The 20,900-nt window shown below is 23.1% G+C and carries 15 protein-coding genes; 10 read left to right on the plus strand and 5 right to left on the minus strand.

The genetic code is table 4. The features are described 5' to 3' along the window. Positions 1 to 381 precede the first annotated feature (381 nt). The 7 genes from AACK96_RS03380 (at position 382) to AACK96_RS03410 (ending at position 8,845) form a co-directional block, all read left to right on the plus strand. On the plus strand, positions 382 to 2,373 hold the full coding sequence (locus AACK96_RS03380) for a hypothetical protein (RefSeq protein WP_338975024.1): 1,992 nt from the start codon (positions 382 to 384) through the stop codon (positions 2,371 to 2,373). Between the two features lie 17 nt (positions 2,374 to 2,390). After that, positions 2,391 to 3,725, plus strand: coding sequence for a hypothetical protein (locus tag AACK96_RS03385; RefSeq protein ID WP_338975025.1), 1,335 nt, complete (start codon positions 2,391 to 2,393; stop codon positions 3,723 to 3,725). Between the two features lie 85 nt (positions 3,726 to 3,810). Continuing rightward, the gene (locus AACK96_RS03390; RefSeq protein ID WP_338975026.1) at positions 3,811 to 5,187 is read left to right on the plus strand and encodes a hypothetical protein; all 1,377 of its coding nucleotides are present in this window, start codon (positions 3,811 to 3,813) and stop codon (positions 5,185 to 5,187) included. Between the two features lie 502 nt (positions 5,188 to 5,689). Continuing rightward, positions 5,690 to 6,813 (plus strand): IS3 family transposase gene (locus tag AACK96_RS03395; protein WP_338973306.1). Its coding sequence is split into 2 segments (ribosomal slippage): positions 5,690 to 5,933 and positions 5,933 to 6,813, totalling 1,125 coding nucleotides; the frame shifts between segments, so codons are not numbered across the junction. A gap of 68 nt (positions 6,814 to 6,881) precedes the next feature. Then, a complete protein-coding gene (locus AACK96_RS03400; RefSeq protein ID WP_338975027.1) occupies positions 6,882 to 7,328 on the plus strand; it encodes a hypothetical protein in 447 nt (148 codons plus the stop codon). Between the two features lie 176 nt (positions 7,329 to 7,504). Continuing rightward, positions 7,505 to 8,269 carry a hypothetical protein gene (locus tag AACK96_RS03405; RefSeq protein WP_338975028.1) on the plus strand — a complete coding sequence of 255 codons (765 nt, stop codon included), beginning with the start codon at positions 7,505 to 7,507 and terminating at the stop codon, positions 8,267 to 8,269. 231 nt (positions 8,270 to 8,500) lie between these two features. Beyond that, a complete protein-coding gene (locus AACK96_RS03410) occupies positions 8,501 to 8,845 on the plus strand; it encodes a hypothetical protein (protein WP_338973702.1) in 345 nt (114 codons plus the stop codon). A gap of 387 nt (positions 8,846 to 9,232) precedes the next feature. On the opposite strand, the gene AACK96_RS03415 is transcribed toward AACK96_RS03410, so the two are convergent. Next, the gene (locus AACK96_RS03415; protein WP_338973446.1) at positions 9,233 to 10,480 is read right to left on the minus strand and encodes an ISNCY family transposase; all 1,248 of its coding nucleotides are present in this window, start codon (positions 10,478 to 10,480) and stop codon (positions 9,233 to 9,235) included. A gap of 216 nt (positions 10,481 to 10,696) precedes the next feature. Here AACK96_RS03415 and AACK96_RS03420 point away from each other — a divergent pair, with 216 nt between their 5' ends. Continuing rightward, positions 10,697 to 11,995: an ankyrin repeat domain-containing protein gene (locus AACK96_RS03420; RefSeq protein WP_338975029.1), complete on the plus strand. Its 1,299-nt coding sequence runs from the start codon at positions 10,697 to 10,699 to the stop codon at positions 11,993 to 11,995. Positions 11,996 to 12,063: 68 nt separating this feature from the next. Here the strand turns inward: AACK96_RS03420 and AACK96_RS03425 are convergent, their stop codons facing one another. The 4 genes from AACK96_RS03425 to AACK96_RS03440 form a co-directional block, all read right to left on the minus strand. Continuing rightward, positions 12,064 to 15,429 carry a hypothetical protein gene (locus tag AACK96_RS03425; RefSeq protein ID WP_338975030.1) on the minus strand — a complete coding sequence of 1,122 codons (3,366 nt, stop codon included), beginning with the start codon at positions 15,427 to 15,429 and terminating at the stop codon, positions 12,064 to 12,066. A gap of 512 nt (positions 15,430 to 15,941) precedes the next feature. Further along, complete coding sequence (locus AACK96_RS03430) at positions 15,942 to 16,352, minus strand: hypothetical protein (RefSeq protein ID WP_338975031.1); 411 nt, start codon at positions 16,350 to 16,352, stop codon at positions 15,942 to 15,944. A gap of 13 nt (positions 16,353 to 16,365) precedes the next feature. Further along, complete coding sequence (locus AACK96_RS03435) at positions 16,366 to 17,220, minus strand: bifunctional 5,10-methylenetetrahydrofolate dehydrogenase/5,10-methenyltetrahydrofolate cyclohydrolase (protein ID WP_338975032.1); 855 nt, start codon at positions 17,218 to 17,220, stop codon at positions 16,366 to 16,368. A gap of 21 nt (positions 17,221 to 17,241) precedes the next feature. Then, positions 17,242 to 18,729 carry a TrkH family potassium uptake protein gene (locus AACK96_RS03440; protein WP_338975033.1) on the minus strand — a complete coding sequence of 496 codons (1,488 nt, stop codon included), beginning with the start codon at positions 18,727 to 18,729 and terminating at the stop codon, positions 17,242 to 17,244. Between the two features lie 165 nt (positions 18,730 to 18,894). Here AACK96_RS03440 and AACK96_RS03445 point away from each other — a divergent pair, with 165 nt between their 5' ends. Then, positions 18,895 to 19,731, plus strand: a complete 837-nt coding sequence (locus AACK96_RS03445; protein WP_338975034.1) for a TrkA family potassium uptake protein — start codon at positions 18,895 to 18,897, stop codon at positions 19,729 to 19,731. A 163-nt stretch (positions 19,732 to 19,894) separates the two neighbouring features. Then, complete coding sequence (locus tag AACK96_RS03450) at positions 19,895 to 20,761, plus strand: hypothetical protein (RefSeq protein WP_338975035.1); 867 nt, start codon at positions 19,895 to 19,897, stop codon at positions 20,759 to 20,761. Positions 20,762 to 20,900 lie beyond the last annotated feature (139 nt).

Consider the following 20,900-nt stretch of genomic DNA (forward strand, 5'->3'; position numbering starts at 1 on the left):
TTTAACTTCACTTTTGGGAAATTTTTACTCGATAACTAATAGGAAATTATCACTAAATAATGACATTTTTAAAAAGAATATTGTCTTTTTTTATAATAAGTGTAATATTATTTTTAAGGACAGAGTATTTCTTTCCTTATAATTTTAATAGGTGTATAGCAAAGTTTATATAATTATTAAAATTATTAATATTAAAATATAAAAACTAAATTTAATTGGTTTACTTTAAACCTTAGTTTTATTTTATTAAAACTAAGGTTTAAACTATTTTAATATTTTTTCCTATTTTAATATTTTAGTTAAAAATAGCAAGTTAAAGCGTTAAGCTATATTTTTCACTTTAGATTATTTAAAAAATAATGCTAGGAAAGGATTGTTAAAATGAAATATAAAATAAATAGTAATAGCCCGAGTAAAGATATGATTAATCAGGATAAACATAAAAAAATAAAAACAGGATCTAATTCAATATATACAATTAATGTTAAAAAAAATAAGAAGAAAAGAATCTTATTATTTTCGTTGTATTTATTAGCATTTGGTTCTACAACAGTTACTACAATATTACTCTTACATACTACTGCTGCTTTCAATAATTCTGAATTTAATCCTAATTCTAATAATAAATTATGAGATGATTATTATCAAAAACATCATCGTAACTCTGAACCTATTAGTTTAGATTCTACTATTGCTTATTTTAGTAAATCAACAAATATTGTTAATTTTAATGTTATTGAAAATGCTGCTGATAATGGTAATATTGATTTTACAAATGTTTTAAGTAGTATTGATAATAGTTTACAAAAAACTGATCCTAAAATTGAAAGTGATATTGATAATGATAATTCAAATTTATTACCAATTAATTTTTTCTTAAATGCTAATTATAATCCAGCAGTTAACTTTACTGTTGGTAAGGATAAAAAGCCGATAACTAATACTTCTTTTATTTTGCCAAAGAACTTTAATGAGTCTAAAAGTTATGTTTTAAATTTAACAACTAATGATCAAGCATCAATTTTTGGTATTAAAAATACTAACGTTAATATCGAAATTAATATTAATATTATAAATCAAGTTGCAATTAATATTGCTAGTTTACCAGTTAACTTTCCTGATAAAATTATTAATATTACTAATCCTGAAAATGCTACTATTGATTCAATAAAAGATAAATGATTAATTCCAACAATTCAAGATCAATTTGCAACAACTTTAAGTAAAGCATTAAATGTACCCAAAAAAGAAATTAAACCTAGTTATTACAAAATTGAATTTCAAAATGGTTCAGAATCACAAAACTTTACTAAAAGTGTTCCTGTTCAATTTTCAATTACATCTTTAGATAATAATCCTTGAAACTTTACAGGAAAAAAAGATGATTGCACTATAAATGTTAAAAATGATATTGCTGATTTAAGTAGTATGAAAGAATTAACTAATGAAATTGAAGCACAATATAATAATGATAAAGATAATAAAAACTTTCAAATTACTTTAGATAATCAAAAAGATAAAAATGGTAACTATATTAATGCTGATGTTAGTTTATCAGAAGATAATCTTAAATTTATTAATGATCAAATTATTAAAGGTGTTCAAACAATTTGTCAAAATTATTTCCAAAAAAATTATTCAGATCTTAATATTGAAGATAGTGATTATACAATATCAACAAATTTAAAAGTTGGTGATAATATCTTTAATAATAAGTTAGGTAAAAATATTGAAATAAAAATAACTGCTAGTCCTAATGATCATAAATTAACAAAAAGTTTAGATAGCATTAAGGCAATTGTTCATGGTCATAATAAAAATAATATTACTGGTAATTATTCTTCACCAAAAGATTTTGCATTAAAAGGTATTTGATTAAAAGATGGTCAAGATGCAAATATTTTACAAGAAGGTCAACATTTTTATGAACAAGATAATTTATTAGGTAATTGAATTACTAATAAAGATAGTTTATTAAATACAATTAATAACAATTCTTATCGTCCAGTTGAGAATGCATTTACTGGACAGTTCACTATGAATTATTTATTAGATGGTGACACAAAACCAAGTGGTATGTCAGTTGATATTAGTAAAGATATTAAAGGTGGTAAGGTAAATAATTTCTGAGATTTAATTACTCAAACAAAAAGTATTTTTCTAGAAACCGATGTTGCAGTAACAACAAAATCGGGTTGAGAGTTAAATAATGTAAAACTAGTATTTACTGATAGCGAAACACAACCAACTAAAGATAATACACTTTATACTCTTGATTTATCAGAAAGATTTGCTGGCAAAACTATTAGTGATCGTGCTACTTTAACATTCCCTGATTTTAATTTTAATTTTAATTACCAGTTAGTAAGTTAAAAAAAGGAAAAACTAATATGAAACAATTACTAATCATTTTAAGTACATTAACAACATTAACTTTAACAAGTAGTAGTATTATTAATACTATTGATGATACTAGTACTACCATTAATAAATTATTAGCAAATAAATCATCAATAAGTGATTCTGTAACTTCATTATTTAATAATCAATATGGCTATTTAAATGATAGTGATATAATAACTAATCAATCAATAACTGATCATAAGTTTTATAGTTATGACACATCAGCTTTAAAAAGTTATACTTTTTCTAATGCAAGAGATGTTTTTTTAGTAAATAATGAAGGAACTTTAATTTATAATCCTGATGTTATTATTCCTGCTGATCAAAAATTAAATATTGAAAATACGATGCAAGAAATGATTAGTCATAAAAAAATAACTACAGTTAAAGCAAATTACAATTCTTATAGTAATAGTCAGTATTCATCTACCGATTTTAGTGGTGATAATACTGATTGACAATATATTCAATTTGGTGGTGTTAATAAACATATTGATATTTCCCAACAAGCAGGTGCTGATAAAGTTGAACATAGCAATAGTTTAAGTGAAGCATTAGGTTTATATTATATTGCAAAAGCAGCAAAAAATAATTTAATTGATAATGCTATTGCTAATAAAATAGGTCAATATTTTATGACGCAAAGTAGTTTAAAAGGACAAATTAATGATAATTTAATTAATATTATTATTAATTTAATTAGTAACAATAATAATATTTTTAATTTTATATATAGTGCACCAATGAATGTAAATGATAAAAATTATTCAATTAATTATATTTTTGATAAAGATAATAATTTAATTGAAGTTTATTATACTGAATTTGATAAATCAAATATAGAAAATAACTTAAATTATAAATGAAATGATTCATATAATTGATTTAGTTCAAATTATAGTGATTATTCTAATACATATACAATAGTAAAATGAACTGACTATGCAAGTGATTGAAATACTTTTACTAATAAATATCCAACTTTTAATTTTGATGCTAATTCATATTTAAAAGTTTCAACGGGAAGTGGTAAAGAAGACTATAAATCTTTAAATTCTCAAGTCGCAACAACAAATATAAAAACTAATCAACAAAAAGATATTGATAATTCAATTTTTCAAGTCAATATTAGTACGTGACCACCATATGATCCAAATTACCCAGGAGGTGTAGGAACTGCTATTGATATTTATTTAGAACTTTGACGTGATAATAATAATATTTATTGAAAATGACATATAATGACAGCTACTTTTTTAGGTTCAACTTCATATTCTGATGTTAAATTAAATAATATAACATTTAATAATATTATGAATTAAATAAATATTTTTTTTCAAAGTAATTATTTATTATTAAATTTAATTAGATTTTAAAAATGGTAAAAAGTAAAAGAAGGTATTGTAAATGAAACAGTTTTTATTAACTCTAAGTACAGTAACAACATTAACAATAGCAAGTAATACAATGTTTAATAGTATGATGATAGTGGATCAAAAAAACAATAGTGCTAGTAAAAAGAAAATACTACCTGTCATTCCAATAAATCAAAATAAATCATTATTTAATAATCAATATGGTTATTTAAATAATAATGATTGAATTACTAATCAATCAATAATAGACAATAAGTATTATAGTTATGATACTAGTCATGCTGATTATCCATTAAGTGATGGTAAGACATTAGCACGAACATTATTTACTGTTGATAATAAAGGTGAATTAATTTATAAAAAAGATATTATAATACCAGAAAAAGATAAAGTTGATGTTAATAATACTAAACAAGAAATGATAACTAATTGTCAAGTAACAATAAATAATAATGATAATTTTTATAGTAATAGTCAATATTCAACAAATTATTTTACTGGTTTTAATAGTAATAAGTGAATGTTTTTTCAAGAAGGTGGAATTGAAAATCATATTGATATTTCACAACAAGCCGGTGGTCACAAAGTTGAACATAGTGATAATTTAAGTGAAACATTGGGATTATATTATATTGCTAAAGCAGTGCGACAAACAGGAGGAATTGATGAAAAAATTGCTGATTCATTAGCAAGTTATTTTATGGAACATAGTAGTTTAAACAAAACATATGGAATAGTAAATAATATTATTAATTTAATTATCAATAATAATAATTTATATAATTTTATTAATCAAACTCCAATGTGTGATGGTACAAGTAATTTATATAAAAATTATTCATTAGATTATATTTTTAATAATGATAAGTTAGTTGAAGTATATTATAATAAGTGAAATAATGATAATATTGAAAGCAATGTTAATTGACATGATAGTAATAATTTTGGTGATGATTGATGAGGTTATGATGCGTGTTGAAGTGATCCAATAAAATTAATAAACTGAAAACAGTATACTAATAGTTGAGAACAATTTAAATCAGTATATTCTAAATTATCATTTGATTCAAATTCTTATTTAAAAGCTAAAAATGGTATCACAGGCAACTGAGATACAAATAATAATTTAAATGCTAATATAGGTGATATTAAAGATAAAGCTGTTTCATTAAATAGTATTGATGATGTAGTAAATTCATTTAATTCTTCTGATTATTATAAAATTTATGCACAAGCAGGTGCTTTTTCTGATGACGGTTGAACAAACACAGCATTATATTTATGACATGATGATAATTATATTTATTGTAGACTTGATTGTATAGCGGCTATTTGTATTCACTATAGTGTTGGCCCTGGTTATGATATTTCTTTAAATAATGTAACACTGACTAATACAATGAGTTAATAATTAAAATTTGATATTAGTATAAATTTTAATTAATAAATATGTGAAAATATATTTAATTTACGAAGAATATTAACGTTTAATATTTTAGCAACGATCAACAAGCAGAACTAATCCTAATTTCTCAAATATATAAAATAAGTATTTAGTTAAAAATAAGAAGTATTTGAAATAATACTTCTTATTTTTTAATTTAATATAACAAAATTACAAGATTTAATGTAATTATTAATATTTTTTTCATTAATTGTAAAGATAAGTATGATTTTAGCACTATTTTAATAGTAATTAAATTATTAATTATAATTAATTTAAACTTAGATAAGTTTTCAACTCACTACTTTTATACAAAGTAAATGAGTTTTATTTTTTAAAAAGGAGAATAATTATGGATAGAGAATGTCAATTAGTATTTAGAACAACTAAGTGGATGGGTTACACTTTATTGGACACTAATTACGTAGACAAGTTCACAAATTAGTTAAAAGAAAGGAAAATAATTATGGCCAATATTAACTCATATTCAGATGAATTTAAAAAACAAATAGTAGCTTTATATCAAAGTGGCAAGTCAGTATCTTGTCTTGTTAAAGAATATAACGTTACAAGAGCGGCTACTTATAAATGAATTAAGCAATTTACTAATTCAGGCAGTTTTAAAACCAAAGATAATCTTTCTGATTTAGAAAAACAATTAATTCAAGCAAATAAAGAATTAAAACAATTACGAATGGAAAATGATATTTTAAAGCAAGCAGCACTAATAATAGGCAGAAAATAGAAATTATTGCAAATAATAAATCTAAATATAAAATTCGCACAATGTGTCGTTTTTTAAAACTCTCTAAATCAACATATTATTTTAATTTAAAGAAAAAAAATAAAAATCAAAATAATATTTATGATGAAGCTGTTATTAGTGCTTTTAAAGAAAATAAAGAAGTTTATGGTACTAGAAGATTAAAAGTCATACTAGCAAACCAAGAAATTTATTTATCACGCAGAAAAATTAAACAAATTATGAATAAGCATAATTTAATATCAAAATACACTAAATTATCATTCAAAAATCATCATAATAAAGTCAATGATAGTCAAATTACCAATCTTGTTAATAGAAACTTTAATAATAAAATTAAAAATGAAGTTATTGTTAGTGATTTAACTTATGTTCAAGTTAATGGTAAGTGAAACTATATTTGCTTATTAATAGACCTATTTAACCGCGAAATTATTGGACATAGTGTAGGTACTAAAAAAGATGCATCATTAGTATATCAAGCATTTATGCACTCAAATCGCTGTTTAAAAGATATTGAAATATTTCATAGCGATCGCGGTAACGAATTTAATAATAAAACTATTGATAAACTTTTATTAGCATTCAACATAACTCGATCTTTAAGCAAAAAAGGCTGTCCTTATGACAATGCTGTTGCTGAAGCAACTTTTAAAACTTTCAAAACTGAATTTATTAATGATAAAAATTTTACATCATTAATCAAATTAAAATTAGAATTATTTGATTATATCAATTGATACAACAACATAAGAATTCACAGCACCTTAAACTACCTAACTCCAGTTAATTATCAAAAACAAGTGTCTACCAAAAAACAGTCCTAAAAAGGGTTGCCATTCCAAAGCAATGTTTAGAACAAAATAGAAAAGATAATAAAGATTCTACAATTGAAATGAAACTTTTAAAAAATTCAACAGAAAACATCAACGAAGAAGAAAAAACAGAATTTTTTTATATTAAAAAAATAAAAAAAATAAATTTTAAAAATATGATTTTTAAAATTATTAGTCTAGGATGTTTAAACCATTTAATAAATGAAAAAAATAATAATGAAACTCGACCATTATTAGAAAAATTAAATGAGTTACAAGCAAAAAATAGAAAAGAGATGTTAAAAGCAAATCAACGTATTGCTGAAGCAGAAACTATTATTGCTGAAAGTTCAAGAAGAAGATATTATGTTGAAAATACTCTTATAGAACAACAGATTGATGAAGAGGAAGAATTTTATGATGCTTTAGATACTCAAGAATGATTAAATGTTAAGAAGATAAATATAAGTGATAGTTGTCAACAAGGTACAATAAATAGTAAATTAATGCCTCTTATCATTATTTAAAAAGTATTACAATAATATTATAATTTTTCAAAAATAGTATTTTTTCTTTTTAGTTATAAGATAAGGAAAAAAGTTTTTAAAATTATTTAAAAGTTCTATGCTATAATGTTCGTGTAATTCTATTTTGTGAAAAAAAGTAGTATTTTATTTTAATTTCAAGGAGGAAATTATTTTTCATGAAAAAACTGATTTCTACCATTGCAACATTTGCTTTAACAAGTAGTGCTGCTTTGCCATTAATCGCATGTTCACCAGATGATTCATTAAAAATTGCTTTTGTACCTTCAAAAGATGCAATTAAAGTAATGAATATTGTAAAACCATTAGAAGGTTTATTGAAAAATAAAATTAAAGAATTAGACCCAGAATTTAATCGAAGTGTTAAGATTACAACAACAACAACCGATTATCAAGCAGCTGGACAAGCTTTACAGGATGGTAAAACAGCATTAGCATTTTTACCAATGGGTACTTACATTGATTATCGTGGTAGAGAAATTAATCCTGGAAACTATGCTGATGCAGCACCATTAGTAATTGCACAAAGAAATGCAATGAGACCAGAAACTAATAATAAAACAAGTGAGAAAAGAATTATTGACACTAATGAACAAATGTCAATTGTTAAAAATTATAATGAGATTGCTGCTAAGGGTATAGAAAGTCATGAGGATGCTTATAAAAAACTTTATCATCAAACTGATGAACATAATTCAACCTCATTTTACCGTGCTGAAATTATTGTTAATAACAATTTTTTAGTTAAAGAAAAAAATAAAACAACCAATCCAATTGATATTGACCATTTATTTGATGATGCAACTACTTATAAAACAAAAATTCAACAGTTAATAAAAGATGCTAAAGCCGAAGGAAAAGCTAAAATTCAATTATGTCAATATCGAGTGAAAATTTCCCAAAATACTTATCAAAAAAACTAAATTATTTTGGGAAATTTAAACTATTTCAGTAAAATACACAAATTTTAAATAATCCTGAAAATTTTAGTTTCTATTTTTTATAATATAGAAATATTTAATATTTAAAAATTTATTAATTATAATATTGTTAAAAACTATATTTAGTTTTTAACCCATTGTTTTATTTTTAAACAAATAGGTTTTTATTTTGAAAGGATAGTTTATATGGAGACCAATTCATGAAATGATAGTATGCTATCGGTAATTATTAATAACATAACTACTTTACCATCGGTAATCTCAACTCCTGTATCAAAAATATTCAATAAAATAACAACAACTGAAATGACAAATTTCAATAATCAAACTAATAATGCTAATAATACTAGTACTGAACTTTTTGAAACAAAAAAAGATATATGAACAAATATTAAAAATTATTTAACTAATTTTTATGAGTCAGATTATTTTTGACCAACAACAGGTTTTATTGGTTATGGATTAATTACAACATCAATTATTATTGGTTATTGTATTTATAATTGTAAAATAAATAACAATAAAAAAAACTTATTAAAAGAACTTGAAAAAGAATAAATAAATTCAATGGAGTTGACAAATCAACCTTCAACTAGTGGATATAATAATCGTGCTTTTTTTGCCTAAATTTTTTCAATTAACAATGAAAGTTCTTTTTTTCTAGTATTTTATAAAATACTAGAAAAAAATAAAAAAAGAGTTACTAATGCTCTTGGATTTCAAAAAGACAAATCAAAAGTAAACAGTGAAGCTTCAACAAGCAAAAGTCAAAGTTCTAGTAGAAAATCACAAAAAAATGTAAAAGAGGAAGATATTGAATTTGTAATCTCTTTATATCTTTAAAATCAATTTTAAAGCACCAAATTTGCTCATATACAAACATTTTAAAAATTTATATGGTTTAGTATTCAAAAAATGTAAATCTTATATAACTTTAATTAGGAATTATTGATATCCATATCTTCAAGGATGATTTTTATTGGGTATATAAACTTTTTTAGTTTTTATCAAGTTGTCTTTAATAATTGGTTTTAGTGCTATTTCTTTTAGTTCATATATTTGATTATTGTAACTAAGATATAATTCATTAATAAACGATTTAAGTACAATTACATCAATTCGAGATTGTATGTATTGAACTTTGTTATTTTTATAAGGAAAATATTTTTTACCATAATATGTTATAGTTGAACCACTATCTGTTTTTCTTTTAGAAAATCTTGAAAGATAAATATTTATTTCTTCTTGTGTAGGAGCTTTAACCATAGCAGATTTATTATCATCAATAGGAAAGGCAAACTGTTTATTAAAAACGTTTATGTACATTTTGAGAAATTGATTAGCTTCATCTAATGTTTTAATTTTATTAAGTCGTAATTCACTAATTAATCGACTTTGAAGTGTTCCAAATAAACGTTCAATTCTACCTTTAGCTTGTGGAATTGAAGTTCTAATTATTTCAACACCCAAATCATTACAGCATTTTTGGAATTGAGTATAAGTGTCATTTTCTGTGTTTATTTTACCTGAATCAATTTTTTTCTTATATCCAAAAACTGTTCTATTATCAGTATAAAATGTTTTTGGTATGCCATAATTAGTTAAAATTTGATAAAAAACATTATAATAACCATCTAATGTTTCTTGATGATCAAATCATAGTCCAACAATATTTCCTGTAGCATCATCAATTGCAGCATGTAAAAATGATTTTGGTTTATCGTTACCAAATCAATGATGATTACTTGCATCCATTTGAATTAATTCACCAAAATTTGTTCTTCGATTTCTTGTTGGATGTAAGTTATTTTTTTTATTTTTATGTCTTTTTGGTGAAGTAATTTTTTCTTTGATTAATATAGTATAAAGTGTGCTATATGAAATTTTAATTTTTTCTTCATTCATTAATTTTTCATGAAAATGTTGAAAATTAAAATTATAATATTTTGTTTTATACAAGTTGATAATCTTAATTTTGATTTCAAAATTTGTTGCCTTATTAGAAATTGTATTGCGAGATTTATGAATAAAACCAACTTTACCTTCTCTATTAAAAATTTGAATTAATTGGTTAATTCTTCTAATAGTTAGATTAAGTTTATTCTTGGCTTGATGTTTAGATAATTTATTAATAATAATATCATTTATAATTTTGTACTTATATTTTTCTTTCATAGTCATGCTTCTTTCCATTTTTATCACCAAGTATATTTAACTTCACTTTTGGGAAATTTTTACTCGATAACTAATAGGAAATTATCACTAAATAATGACAAATAATAAATTATACATTGCAAAATTTTTAAAATATGTTAGTATTAACAAAAATATTTATTTAATATAAGTTTTAATTTAACTCATTACTTTAATTTTAAGGTAAATGAGTTTTTTTGTTAGGAGAAATATAAAATGGCACTTAAAAATGAATTTTTAAAAAATGAAAAAAACTCACAAAGTAATCCTAATAATGATATTATTAGATATGATAGGGATTTTGATTATTTAATTAATAAAGGTGTTCCCTTAGATATGCAAAATCAAAATAAAGAAACATTATTACATATCGCCGTTTGAAAAGGACAAATAAGAAGTGTTAAAAAACTGATTTCACTTGGTGCAAAATTAGATATTGAAGATATAGATGGTAATACCCCTTTACATTTGGCAGTTATAAAACAAGATATTGAAATGGTAAAACTACTCATTAAAGCAAGTGGTATTAATACTAGTATAGATATTAAAAATAAAAATGGTGATACTCCTTTAGAAATTGGCGAAAAGAAGGAACATAAAGAAATAGTATTTATAATTTCTTTATTATTATCATTATTTAGTTTTGAAAATATAAATAGTGCTAATAGAGAATTATATAAGCAATTTACAAGTAAATTAGAGGAACTTGAAAAATTAGAATATTCAATTTTTGTTAGAAATTCATTCAATAATGAATTTAAAAGTTGTATTGATAATTTATCAAAATTAGAAAAAGACATTGATACTTTAGTAATTGAACGTAAAGCATTAGAAAATGCAAGAAAAAGTAGAAAATGATTAAACATTTTAACATTTGGTTTTTACAAGAGAAAAATTACTAAAAAATTAATGAATAATTTTGAAATTAACTTTAAAAAAGTTGTGCAATTATCAACAGAACGAGATAAGATAAAAAATCATATTCAAGAACTTGCAAAAATGATTGATAAAGAAAAAAAATTACGAACAGAAAATGAAGTATTAAGAAATGAAACTAAACAATTAAAAAAAGAGTTACAAAGTAAGGAAAAAACTTTGCAAGATATGAACAAAAAATATGAAAAAATAAAACAAAAAATAGATAAAAATAAGGCTAAGATTAAAGAATTGGAACAAATTTTAGAAAAAAATGAAGAGAGAATTAAAGAATTAGATTTTAAAAATAATGAATATAAAAAAGTTCAGAATGAACGTAATGAAAAAAATGTTAGTAAGTTTACAACTTTAGATAATATGCTAAGAGCCAAGGAACAAGAAATTGATTTTTTTAAAGAAAACATTAGCATTTTAATAAGAGAAAATGCAATGTTAGAAAAAAAACTAAGAAATGTAAGTTTTGATGATTCTGGTATTGATTTAGATGAAGAAGTTAGTTCTTTTGACGCAAATAAAGTGAATAAAGATGAACCATTGGCATCATCAAATACAACTTCTGAAAAGAAATTAGTTGCATAATTTAAATAAAAAACACTTTCAAGGGTGTTTTTTATTTTATACTTTGAATCTGTTTTTTTTGTTTGTACTTATATACAAAATTTTTTCATTTTATATAATCGTCCTTCTCTGCCATTATCAGGTCCAAGTCTTGTTCCAATAAAAATATCATCATTTTTATTAATAAAAATATTTTCAATAGAACCTAAATTAGTAGGTATATTTGCTAAAGTTCCAAAGTAATTAACTTTAGGATAGTATTGAAGGAAATATCCAATTCCTGCATTATTTCACGTTCCCGCATAAATATTTTGTTTGCTATCAATAGCTAATGTAAAAACTTCTCCTTTACTTTTTTCATTAATTCTAATAAATTGTTTTTCTCCTTTTTTACATCTATAAATATTACCTAGGTGTTGTCCTTCTCTTGTTCCAATTCAAATATTTTCTTCTTTATCTATTAGTATTGCGCGTATTGTATGAACATTAGGGTTTTGATATGGAATCTTTTCTGGACATTTAATAAAAAAATTTTCTTGATTTATTTTGAATAGTCCTTGTGTTGTTCCTGCATAAATATTATTGCTTTCATCTATTGCTAATGATCATACCGCACCTGATGTTCCTTTTATTTCAGAAAAATCATTATTTTCAATTTCTAACTTATAAACTCTACCAATTCCTGGTAAATCTTTTCCAGTGCTTCTATTTCAGGTTCCAACATAAATATTATGATCATTATCAACTTCAATTACATTAATAATTTCATTAAATTGTTTTATTTTAGTAAATTCTTCTTCTTTTGTATTATATTTATAAATTGTTCCATTAGTAGTACCAATAAAAATATTATCAGAACCATCATGTTTAATGGTAAAACCATCAGAATCTATTTTGCCGATTGTTTCTACTTTTTTATTTTTTTTCACTTTAAATACCATATTACTTTTTCCAACACAATAAACATTACCATTATTATCTTCTGTGATTGAATAAATCCCATTTTTGATTTCTGGAATTGATACTATAACATTTGTAGTTTGATTACTATCACATGGCTCATCGTTTTTATTTTTTTTAATTGTTTCTAACTCTTTTTCTAATTGTATAATTTTTTGATCTTTTGTTTTTAATTGTTCATTTGCGTTTTTTAATTGTTGTTCAAGTTCTTCTCTTTTTACTTTACATTCTTTAAGTTGATTTTCTAATTTTTTTCTAATGTTTTTGCAATTATCTAGTTGTTGTTCAAGTTCTTGTTTTGTTTTTAATTCATGTGCTAGTTTTTTTTCAATTTCTTTTAATTGTGTAATAATTTTTTCGTTTTCATTGTTTTTATTAATAATTGTATTTTTGTCATCAGCAAGTTTATCATTTATTTCTATTAGATTTTTAATAAAATTTTTTATACTTTCATTATTTGGATCTTGGTTTAGTTCTTTTTCTAATAGACAAATTTGGTGATTATTATCAAGAATTTCATTATTTATATTTTCAATTTTTGATATTTTTTCTTTAATTTCTTCAGGAATAATGTTTTCTTTTTGTTTTTTTAGTTCATCAATTGTTTTTGCTAGTTGATCAATTTCTTTTCAAATTTCTTTTTCATTTTCATTTTTTTGTCATTGAAAAATTTGATCAATTTTTTTCATTTTTTCATCTTCTATATCAACCAATTGTGCTAGTTTTTCTTTGATTTCTTTGCAACAATTATTATTTTCTTGATTACAATTCTTAGTGTTTTTTAATAGATTAATTCTTTCGTGAATTTTTAATATTTCATTATTTTTATCATTTATTAAATTTTGATAAAATTCAATTCCTTTATTTTCTTTATCACAATTATTTTTATTATTTTTAAGGTTTTCAATTTTCTTTTGAGTGAGTGCTTGTATTTGTTCTGCTGATAATTCTTTAATTTGTTGGTTTGTGAGTGCTTGTATTTGTTCTTTGGTAAATATTAGCATTTGTTGTGGTCAAAAATTTTGAATTTGTTTTTCAGTAAATCAAGTAATTTGTTCTTTGATAAAAGCTGCTATTTGTTTTTCTGTAAGTGCTGTTATTTGTTCTTTTATTAATGTTTGAATTTGATTAGTTGTAAATGCTCGAATTTGTTCTTGTGTGAGTGCTTGTATTTGTCCTTCAGTAAGTGCTTGTATTTGTTCTTTGGTAAATGCTCGAATTTGTTCGTTTGTAAGTGCTTGTATTTGTCATGGTAAAAATATTTGCATTTGCTTTTTTGTAAAACAAGTAATTTGTCAGTTTGTGAGTGTTTGTATTTGTTCAGTTGTAAGTCAAGTAATTTGTAAATTTGTAAAAAATAGTATTTGTGTTTTTGTGAAATGTGGTATTTGTTCTATTGTAAATCAACTAATTTGTTGGTTTGTGAGTGCTTGTATTTGTTCTATTGTAAATATTTGTATTTGTTCTTTTATAAAAAATGGTATTTGTTCTTCAGTAAATGCTTGTATTTTCTCACTTGTAAGTGTTTGTATTTGTTCTTCAGTGAGTGTTTGTATTTGCTTACTTGTTAGTGCTTGTATTTGTTCTATTGTAAATATTTGTATTTGTTGTTGTGTTAGTGCTTTTATTTGATGTTCTGTAAGTGCTTGTATTTGTATTTTTGTAAATGCAGGTATTTGTTCTTTGGTAAATGCTTGTATTTGGTTTGTTGAAAATGTTTGAATTTGATATGATCAAAAATTTTTAATTTGTTGTGTTGTGAGTGTTTGTATTTGTATTTTTGTAAGTTTTTCAATTTCTTCTTCTTTAAATAGCGGAATAGGTATTTCTTTATGTTTTAAAATATAATCAGCGTGTTTTTTATTAACGTAGTTTATTAGACAACATGTTTTGAGAATTTTTTCAAATTCTAGCTTATTATTTATTATTTTTCTTGTTTCATTTAATTGTTTACCTATAAAAATTAAAGAATTTTCATTGTAGGGTTTTAATTTTCTTGATTCAAACTCTTCTTGATAAATATTATGATAGTGTTGTAAGTCACTTGAATCCATAATTCTTGCTTGTCCGATAATATATTTTAAAGGGTTACTATCAAAAAACATAGATTCAGCAGCAAATCCAGCTAAATCAATTCGTAATAAGGTATATAAGTCATTATCACTTATATTTTTAATTTGATTTAAAGATATAAACTGATCAGATATTGTTCTTCCAAGGTATTGGGAATCTGAACTAATATATTCTAACTTTTGAAATTTATTTTTAAATTTAGAATCTAAAATCATTGTTGTATGTCCTGCTTCATGAATACAAGTAATATCTTGATCATTAGATTGTGTACAATCTGCAATAGATATATTTTTAGGTTTTCAATCTTTAATTTTTTCTTTATTATAAATTGTTTTAGCATTAATATTTTGAAGTTGATTATTAAAAAGTGGCGTGATTAATAATCATAATTTAAATCAATAATTTGGATTAAAATATTTCATATTTTTGTACTCCTTTTTAAATGTAAAAAAACTCATTTACTTTTAAAATAAAAGCAATGAGTTAAAACTTATAATTTAGTTTCTAATTATTTTTATAACAAATTTTATAATTTTTACATACAATATGATTTATTTTTGATTTAGTGCTTTAATGATTTATATTAATTTAAAAAGTTAAATATGATTGTAAATAAAAGTGCTAAAATTGAAATAAATATTGAAATAAATGATGATCAATTTCTTTTTCATCAATTAGAATTTTTATATTCATAACCTTTAGTAGTAATTTCAGTTTCAGTTTCAACATATTTTATTGTAATTTCATGGTTTCCTTTAAATAATAGTTCTTTTATTAAAGAGTCTGATGAATTTCTAAAAGTAAAACGTAATTTTTTATTTAAAGAAACTTCTTTATTTAAAGTGTCTTTATCTGTTCATCAATATCCAACATCGTTAAATTCTTCTCAATCTTTTTCAAAGGAAGAAATATTGAAATTATTTTTTTCTATTTTTTAAGTTCAAACTCTTACAACATAAATATTATTTTTTGATATTAAATTATTTTTTAAAAGAAATAAGTTTTGATTAAGTTTATTAATAAAATCATTAGTTTTTAAATTATATTCAGTGTTAATATTTATATATTTTTTACTTAAAATATAATCTCAAGCAAAATTATTCATTCTTTTTATTCAATCATCATATAATTTTTGTATATTAACTTCTATTTTAAAAATAATAGTATTATTTTCATTATGTATTTGATAATCTGAATAATTTTCAGGTTTTAAAAAATGTAAAGGACTATCAAAATAAACACTATTTGTTGAAATAGTTTCTTTTAAAAACTTAAATTTTAATAATTCTAAATTATTTTTTTCAATATTATTTAATCTTTTTTTAATCCAATTTTTCTTTAACATTTAATTTTCCAATTTAATTATATTTATTATTTAATTGATAGCAAATCATTAAATTTTCTAATAACATGGCAATAGTCATTGGTCCAACACCACCAGGCACAGGAGTAATTGCTGAAGCGGTATTTTTCATTATTTCAAAATTAATATCACCAACAACTTTTTTTTCTTTACCTTGATAATTAATTGCTACATCAATAATAACAACATCACGTTTAACTTGACTACTATTAATAATATTATAGACACCAGTAGCACTACAAATGATATCAGCTTCTTTAGTATAAATAGTTAAGTCTTTGGTTAATTTATGAACAATGCTAACAGTTGCTCCCATATTAGTTAATGATAAAGCCAATGGTTTACCAACAATATTACTATCGTTAATGATAGTAATATTTTGTTTAGAAATGGGAATTTGATAGTGATTTAGTAATTTTAAAATACCTTTTACTGTACAAGGCAACATTGCTTTTTTATCACCTTGTAATAATCTTCCGGCATTAATATTTGTTAAACCATCAACATCTTTATTAATAGTAATGCTATTAATAATTGCTAATGTATCTAAATGTTTTGGTAGTGGTAATTGTACTAAAATTCCATCAATATTATTGTCACTATTTAATTGTTCAATTTTATTAATTATTTCTTTTTGTGTTACTGTTGTTGTTAGTGAAAATACTTGTCCATCAATACCACATTCTTGACATGCTTTAATTTTAGTTCGTACGTACATTTGTGATGCTAAATCTTCACCAATAATTATTACTGCTAGTTTAGGTTTACGATTAGTAATAGTTATTACTTGTGATTTAATTTTTGCTTTAATTTGCTGGGCAATTATTTTACCATCTAAAATTTTTATCATATGTGTTCACCGTTTCTTAATTTATCCAATTAATACGTTTTCTTCAACTCTACTTATCGTTGGTTTTGATTTACGATCACTTCAAGCAAGAACAGTAGTTGATACTCCTAATTGTCCCACAAACATGACAAAAATTAAACTAAGTTGACTAAAAATACCTAATTTGGAATTATCAAATAATGAAAGTCCTGTTGTTCCAAAAGCACTTGAAACATCAAAAATTACTTGTGCAAAGGTCATATTAGAATTATCTGTTAAAAAAACATTTTCAATTGTGATAATCATTACTGATACAAAAACTAAAATAAAACCAAGTGTACCGACTATAAATGACATACGAACAGTTTGATTAGGAATTTTACGCTTCAATACAAAAACATCATTACGGCCACGTGCAATATTAAAAATTGTTAAAAGAATAATTGCTAAAGTTGTCGTTCTAATTCCTCCGGCAGTACTTGCTGGTGAAGAACCAATTCACATCATTAATGATTGGATCATTTGTGAGGCAAGGTGAAATTTATTTAAGTCAACTGTATAGTATCCAGCATTTCTTGTTGACATTGTATTAAAAAAAACAGCCATAATTGCATCAGATGTTGATAAATTTTTAAAAATGGGCTCTTGCCTTGACGGAGTTATGACATTACGTGAAAAATATTCAATAAACATAACACTACTAACACCCAATATCGCAACTAAAAAATATGTTATTAATGTTAGTTTAGTGAATAAACTAAATCTAAATTTTTTACCATGAGTTTTACTTTTAATTCAATGATATAAATCATAATAAACAGGAAAACCAATACCACCAATTACAAATTCAATAATAAAAATTCACTGCACAAAATAATCACTCTGAAAAGGTTCTAATGAAGTTATACCAACTATATCAAATCCAGCATTATTAACAGCAGAAATTGAGTGGAAAATTCCCGATCATAATGCTAATAGTATGTGATTATAGTAACCTGTATTATTGTTTAGACGATATTCTATTCCTGAGATAGGCACAAAATAAAAATATAAAAATAAAACAATTGCTCCTAAAAATTCAGTAATTGTCATAACAATAATACCAATTTTTAATACATCAATAGTCGTTCCTAATTTATTAGAACCACGTTCACCTTGCATTAGTAATCTTTCTCTTAAACTGGTATGTCGATTAAATACAAATAAGGATAATATTGCTAGTTTAACTGTAATTAAACCAATACCACCAAATTTAATTAAAATTAAAATAATAAATTGACCAAAGAAAGTAAAATCATTAGCAGTACTTTTTACTGTTAAACCAGTGTCAGAAAACGCACTACTAGCAGTAAAAAGGGCAGGCAAAAAGTTTCATTGTCCTTTTGTTGTGGCAATTGGTGTCATTAAAAGTATTGTTCCAACTAATAAAGTGAAAAAATATAAATTAAACATTTGTCGGGGACGGGTTTTACCAACAAAAATAATTTTAAAAATATTTTTTACACTACGATAATTAACCTTAGATAGCATCAAAAACTCCTAAAATAACATTTTCTTTTATTATTATACTATACTATAGTCATTTCTATTAAATATTAGTTTTAAATGTAAAATACCAATATTTTAAGAATTAGTTTATAATTTAGTATAATATAACATATTTAAGTAAATATTATTTAAGGAAGAAGGATATAGATGTCTTCATCAGAAAATGATTTTTGTGTCATTGGTTTAGGTAAATTCGGAATTTCAGTTGTTAAAACTTTAGAAGAATTAGGTAAAGTTACATTAGCTATTGATAAAAGAGAAGACCGTTGTCAATTAGTTTCATCAATAGCTTCTGAAACTTTAATTTTAGATTCGACTAATCGTGATGCATTAAATGATGCTGGAATTCATAAAGTACAAAATATTATTATTGCTATTGGTTCTGATTTAGCAGCTTCAATTGTTACTGCTGTTCATGTTTTAGCAATTCATCGTGAACACAATACATTATCATCACTTAATCTTATTGCTAAAGCTGTTGATAGTACTCACCAACTAATTTTAGAAGCAATTGGTATTACTAATATTATTTTATCTGAAACAGAAGCCGGTAAGAAAGCTGCATATCGTGCTATTTGAAAATTAGGAATAGATTTAACTACAGTTGATGAAAAGTACTCAATAGCTAATGTAATTGTTAAAAATACTAAGTTTACAAATAAAAAACTAGAAACTTTAAAAATTCCTAGCAATTATAAAATTAACTTAGTTGCAATTAAACGTCACGGTAAAGTTATTATTCCTAGTAGAAATGAAATATTAATGTTAAATGATGAACTATTATTTATTAGTTCTAATGAAAATATTAATTCTGTTTGTAATGATTTTTCAATTGGTGATACTAATAAAATATTTGAGCCTACTATTATTAAAACGGTAAAGAAAAAGCGTTCATTTTGAAATTGATTCAGAAGAAATAAGAAAAAGAAAAAACATAAAAAATTAAAGAAAAAGGAAGTTAAGAAAGAAAAAAAACACTACTAAAAAAACAAAATTAATTATAAGAAAATTGTTTTTTATTTTTAGAAATATTAATGTATTATCATTCTAATAAAAATTATATGTTTTAATCTAAATATAAGTTTTTAACCGATTGCTTTATTTTTTAAAGTAAATAGGTTTTTTTATTTTTTGAAAGGAAAATATTATGTATACAATGGAAAAAAATAAGAAAGTACTAATTAAAAAAATAGAAAAAATTTTTAAAATAATTCAAATTAATCAAAAAAATTTAAGCAAAGAAAGAATACGGAAACATAATCAAAAACCTGAGGTTGGAACTAAAAAATTAAAATATTCTCAAAGGCCTGAAGTGAAAGCAAAAAAGCAAAAATATGCTCAAAGGCCTGAAGTGAAAGCAAGAAAACGAGAATCTTATCAAAGATGGTCCCAAAAAAATAAAGAAAAAATGAGAGAATATTATCAAAGACCCGAAGTGAAAGCAAGAAAACGAGAATATAATCAAAAGTCAGAAGTGAAAGCAAGAAAACGAGAATATTATTACAGATGATATCAAAAAAATAAAGAAAAAATGAGAGAACATACTCAAAGTCCTATAGAGTGATATGATACTCAAATTTGCAAAAATTCAAAATATATTAAAACAAAATATGCGACAGTTATAGTAAAGCAAAAAGTTGATGATACGATAATGCTTTCTAACATCGTACCAATGCCAGTAACTAAAAGTAATGAAGAACAAGAAATAGTACACAAGGCAGATATATTTAACGTTAAAGATTTATCTAATGGTATTAATAACATTGAAACTAATATGTTTGAAAGACCAGAGATACCTAAAACGCCCGAGATTATTGATATTATATTAGATATATCAGAAAATAAAACATTTTCTGATATTAATGATTTCTTTGATGTTGTTAATACTAAAATTGAGATATTTGAAAGACCAGAGATACCTAAAACGCCCGAGATTATTGATATAATTTTAGACATGTCAGAAAATAAGATATTTTCTAATGTCAATGGTAAAGTAATTAGTAATAGTATTTAAAAGGAAAAAAATATCAAAAGTATAAGTAAAGAATATTAATAGAATCTAATTTTGAAATAACTAGAGATGATATCTATAAATATTTAATGATTTACTAAATTAAGGGAAATTTATTTATTTAGTATTTAAAATAATAATT

Origin of the sequence: Spiroplasma endosymbiont of Tricholauxania praeusta (genome assembly GCF_964019535.1) — a bacterium.
GTDB lineage: Bacteria > Bacillota_I > Bacilli_A > Mycoplasmatales > VBWQ01 > Spiroplasma_E > Spiroplasma_E ixodetis_A.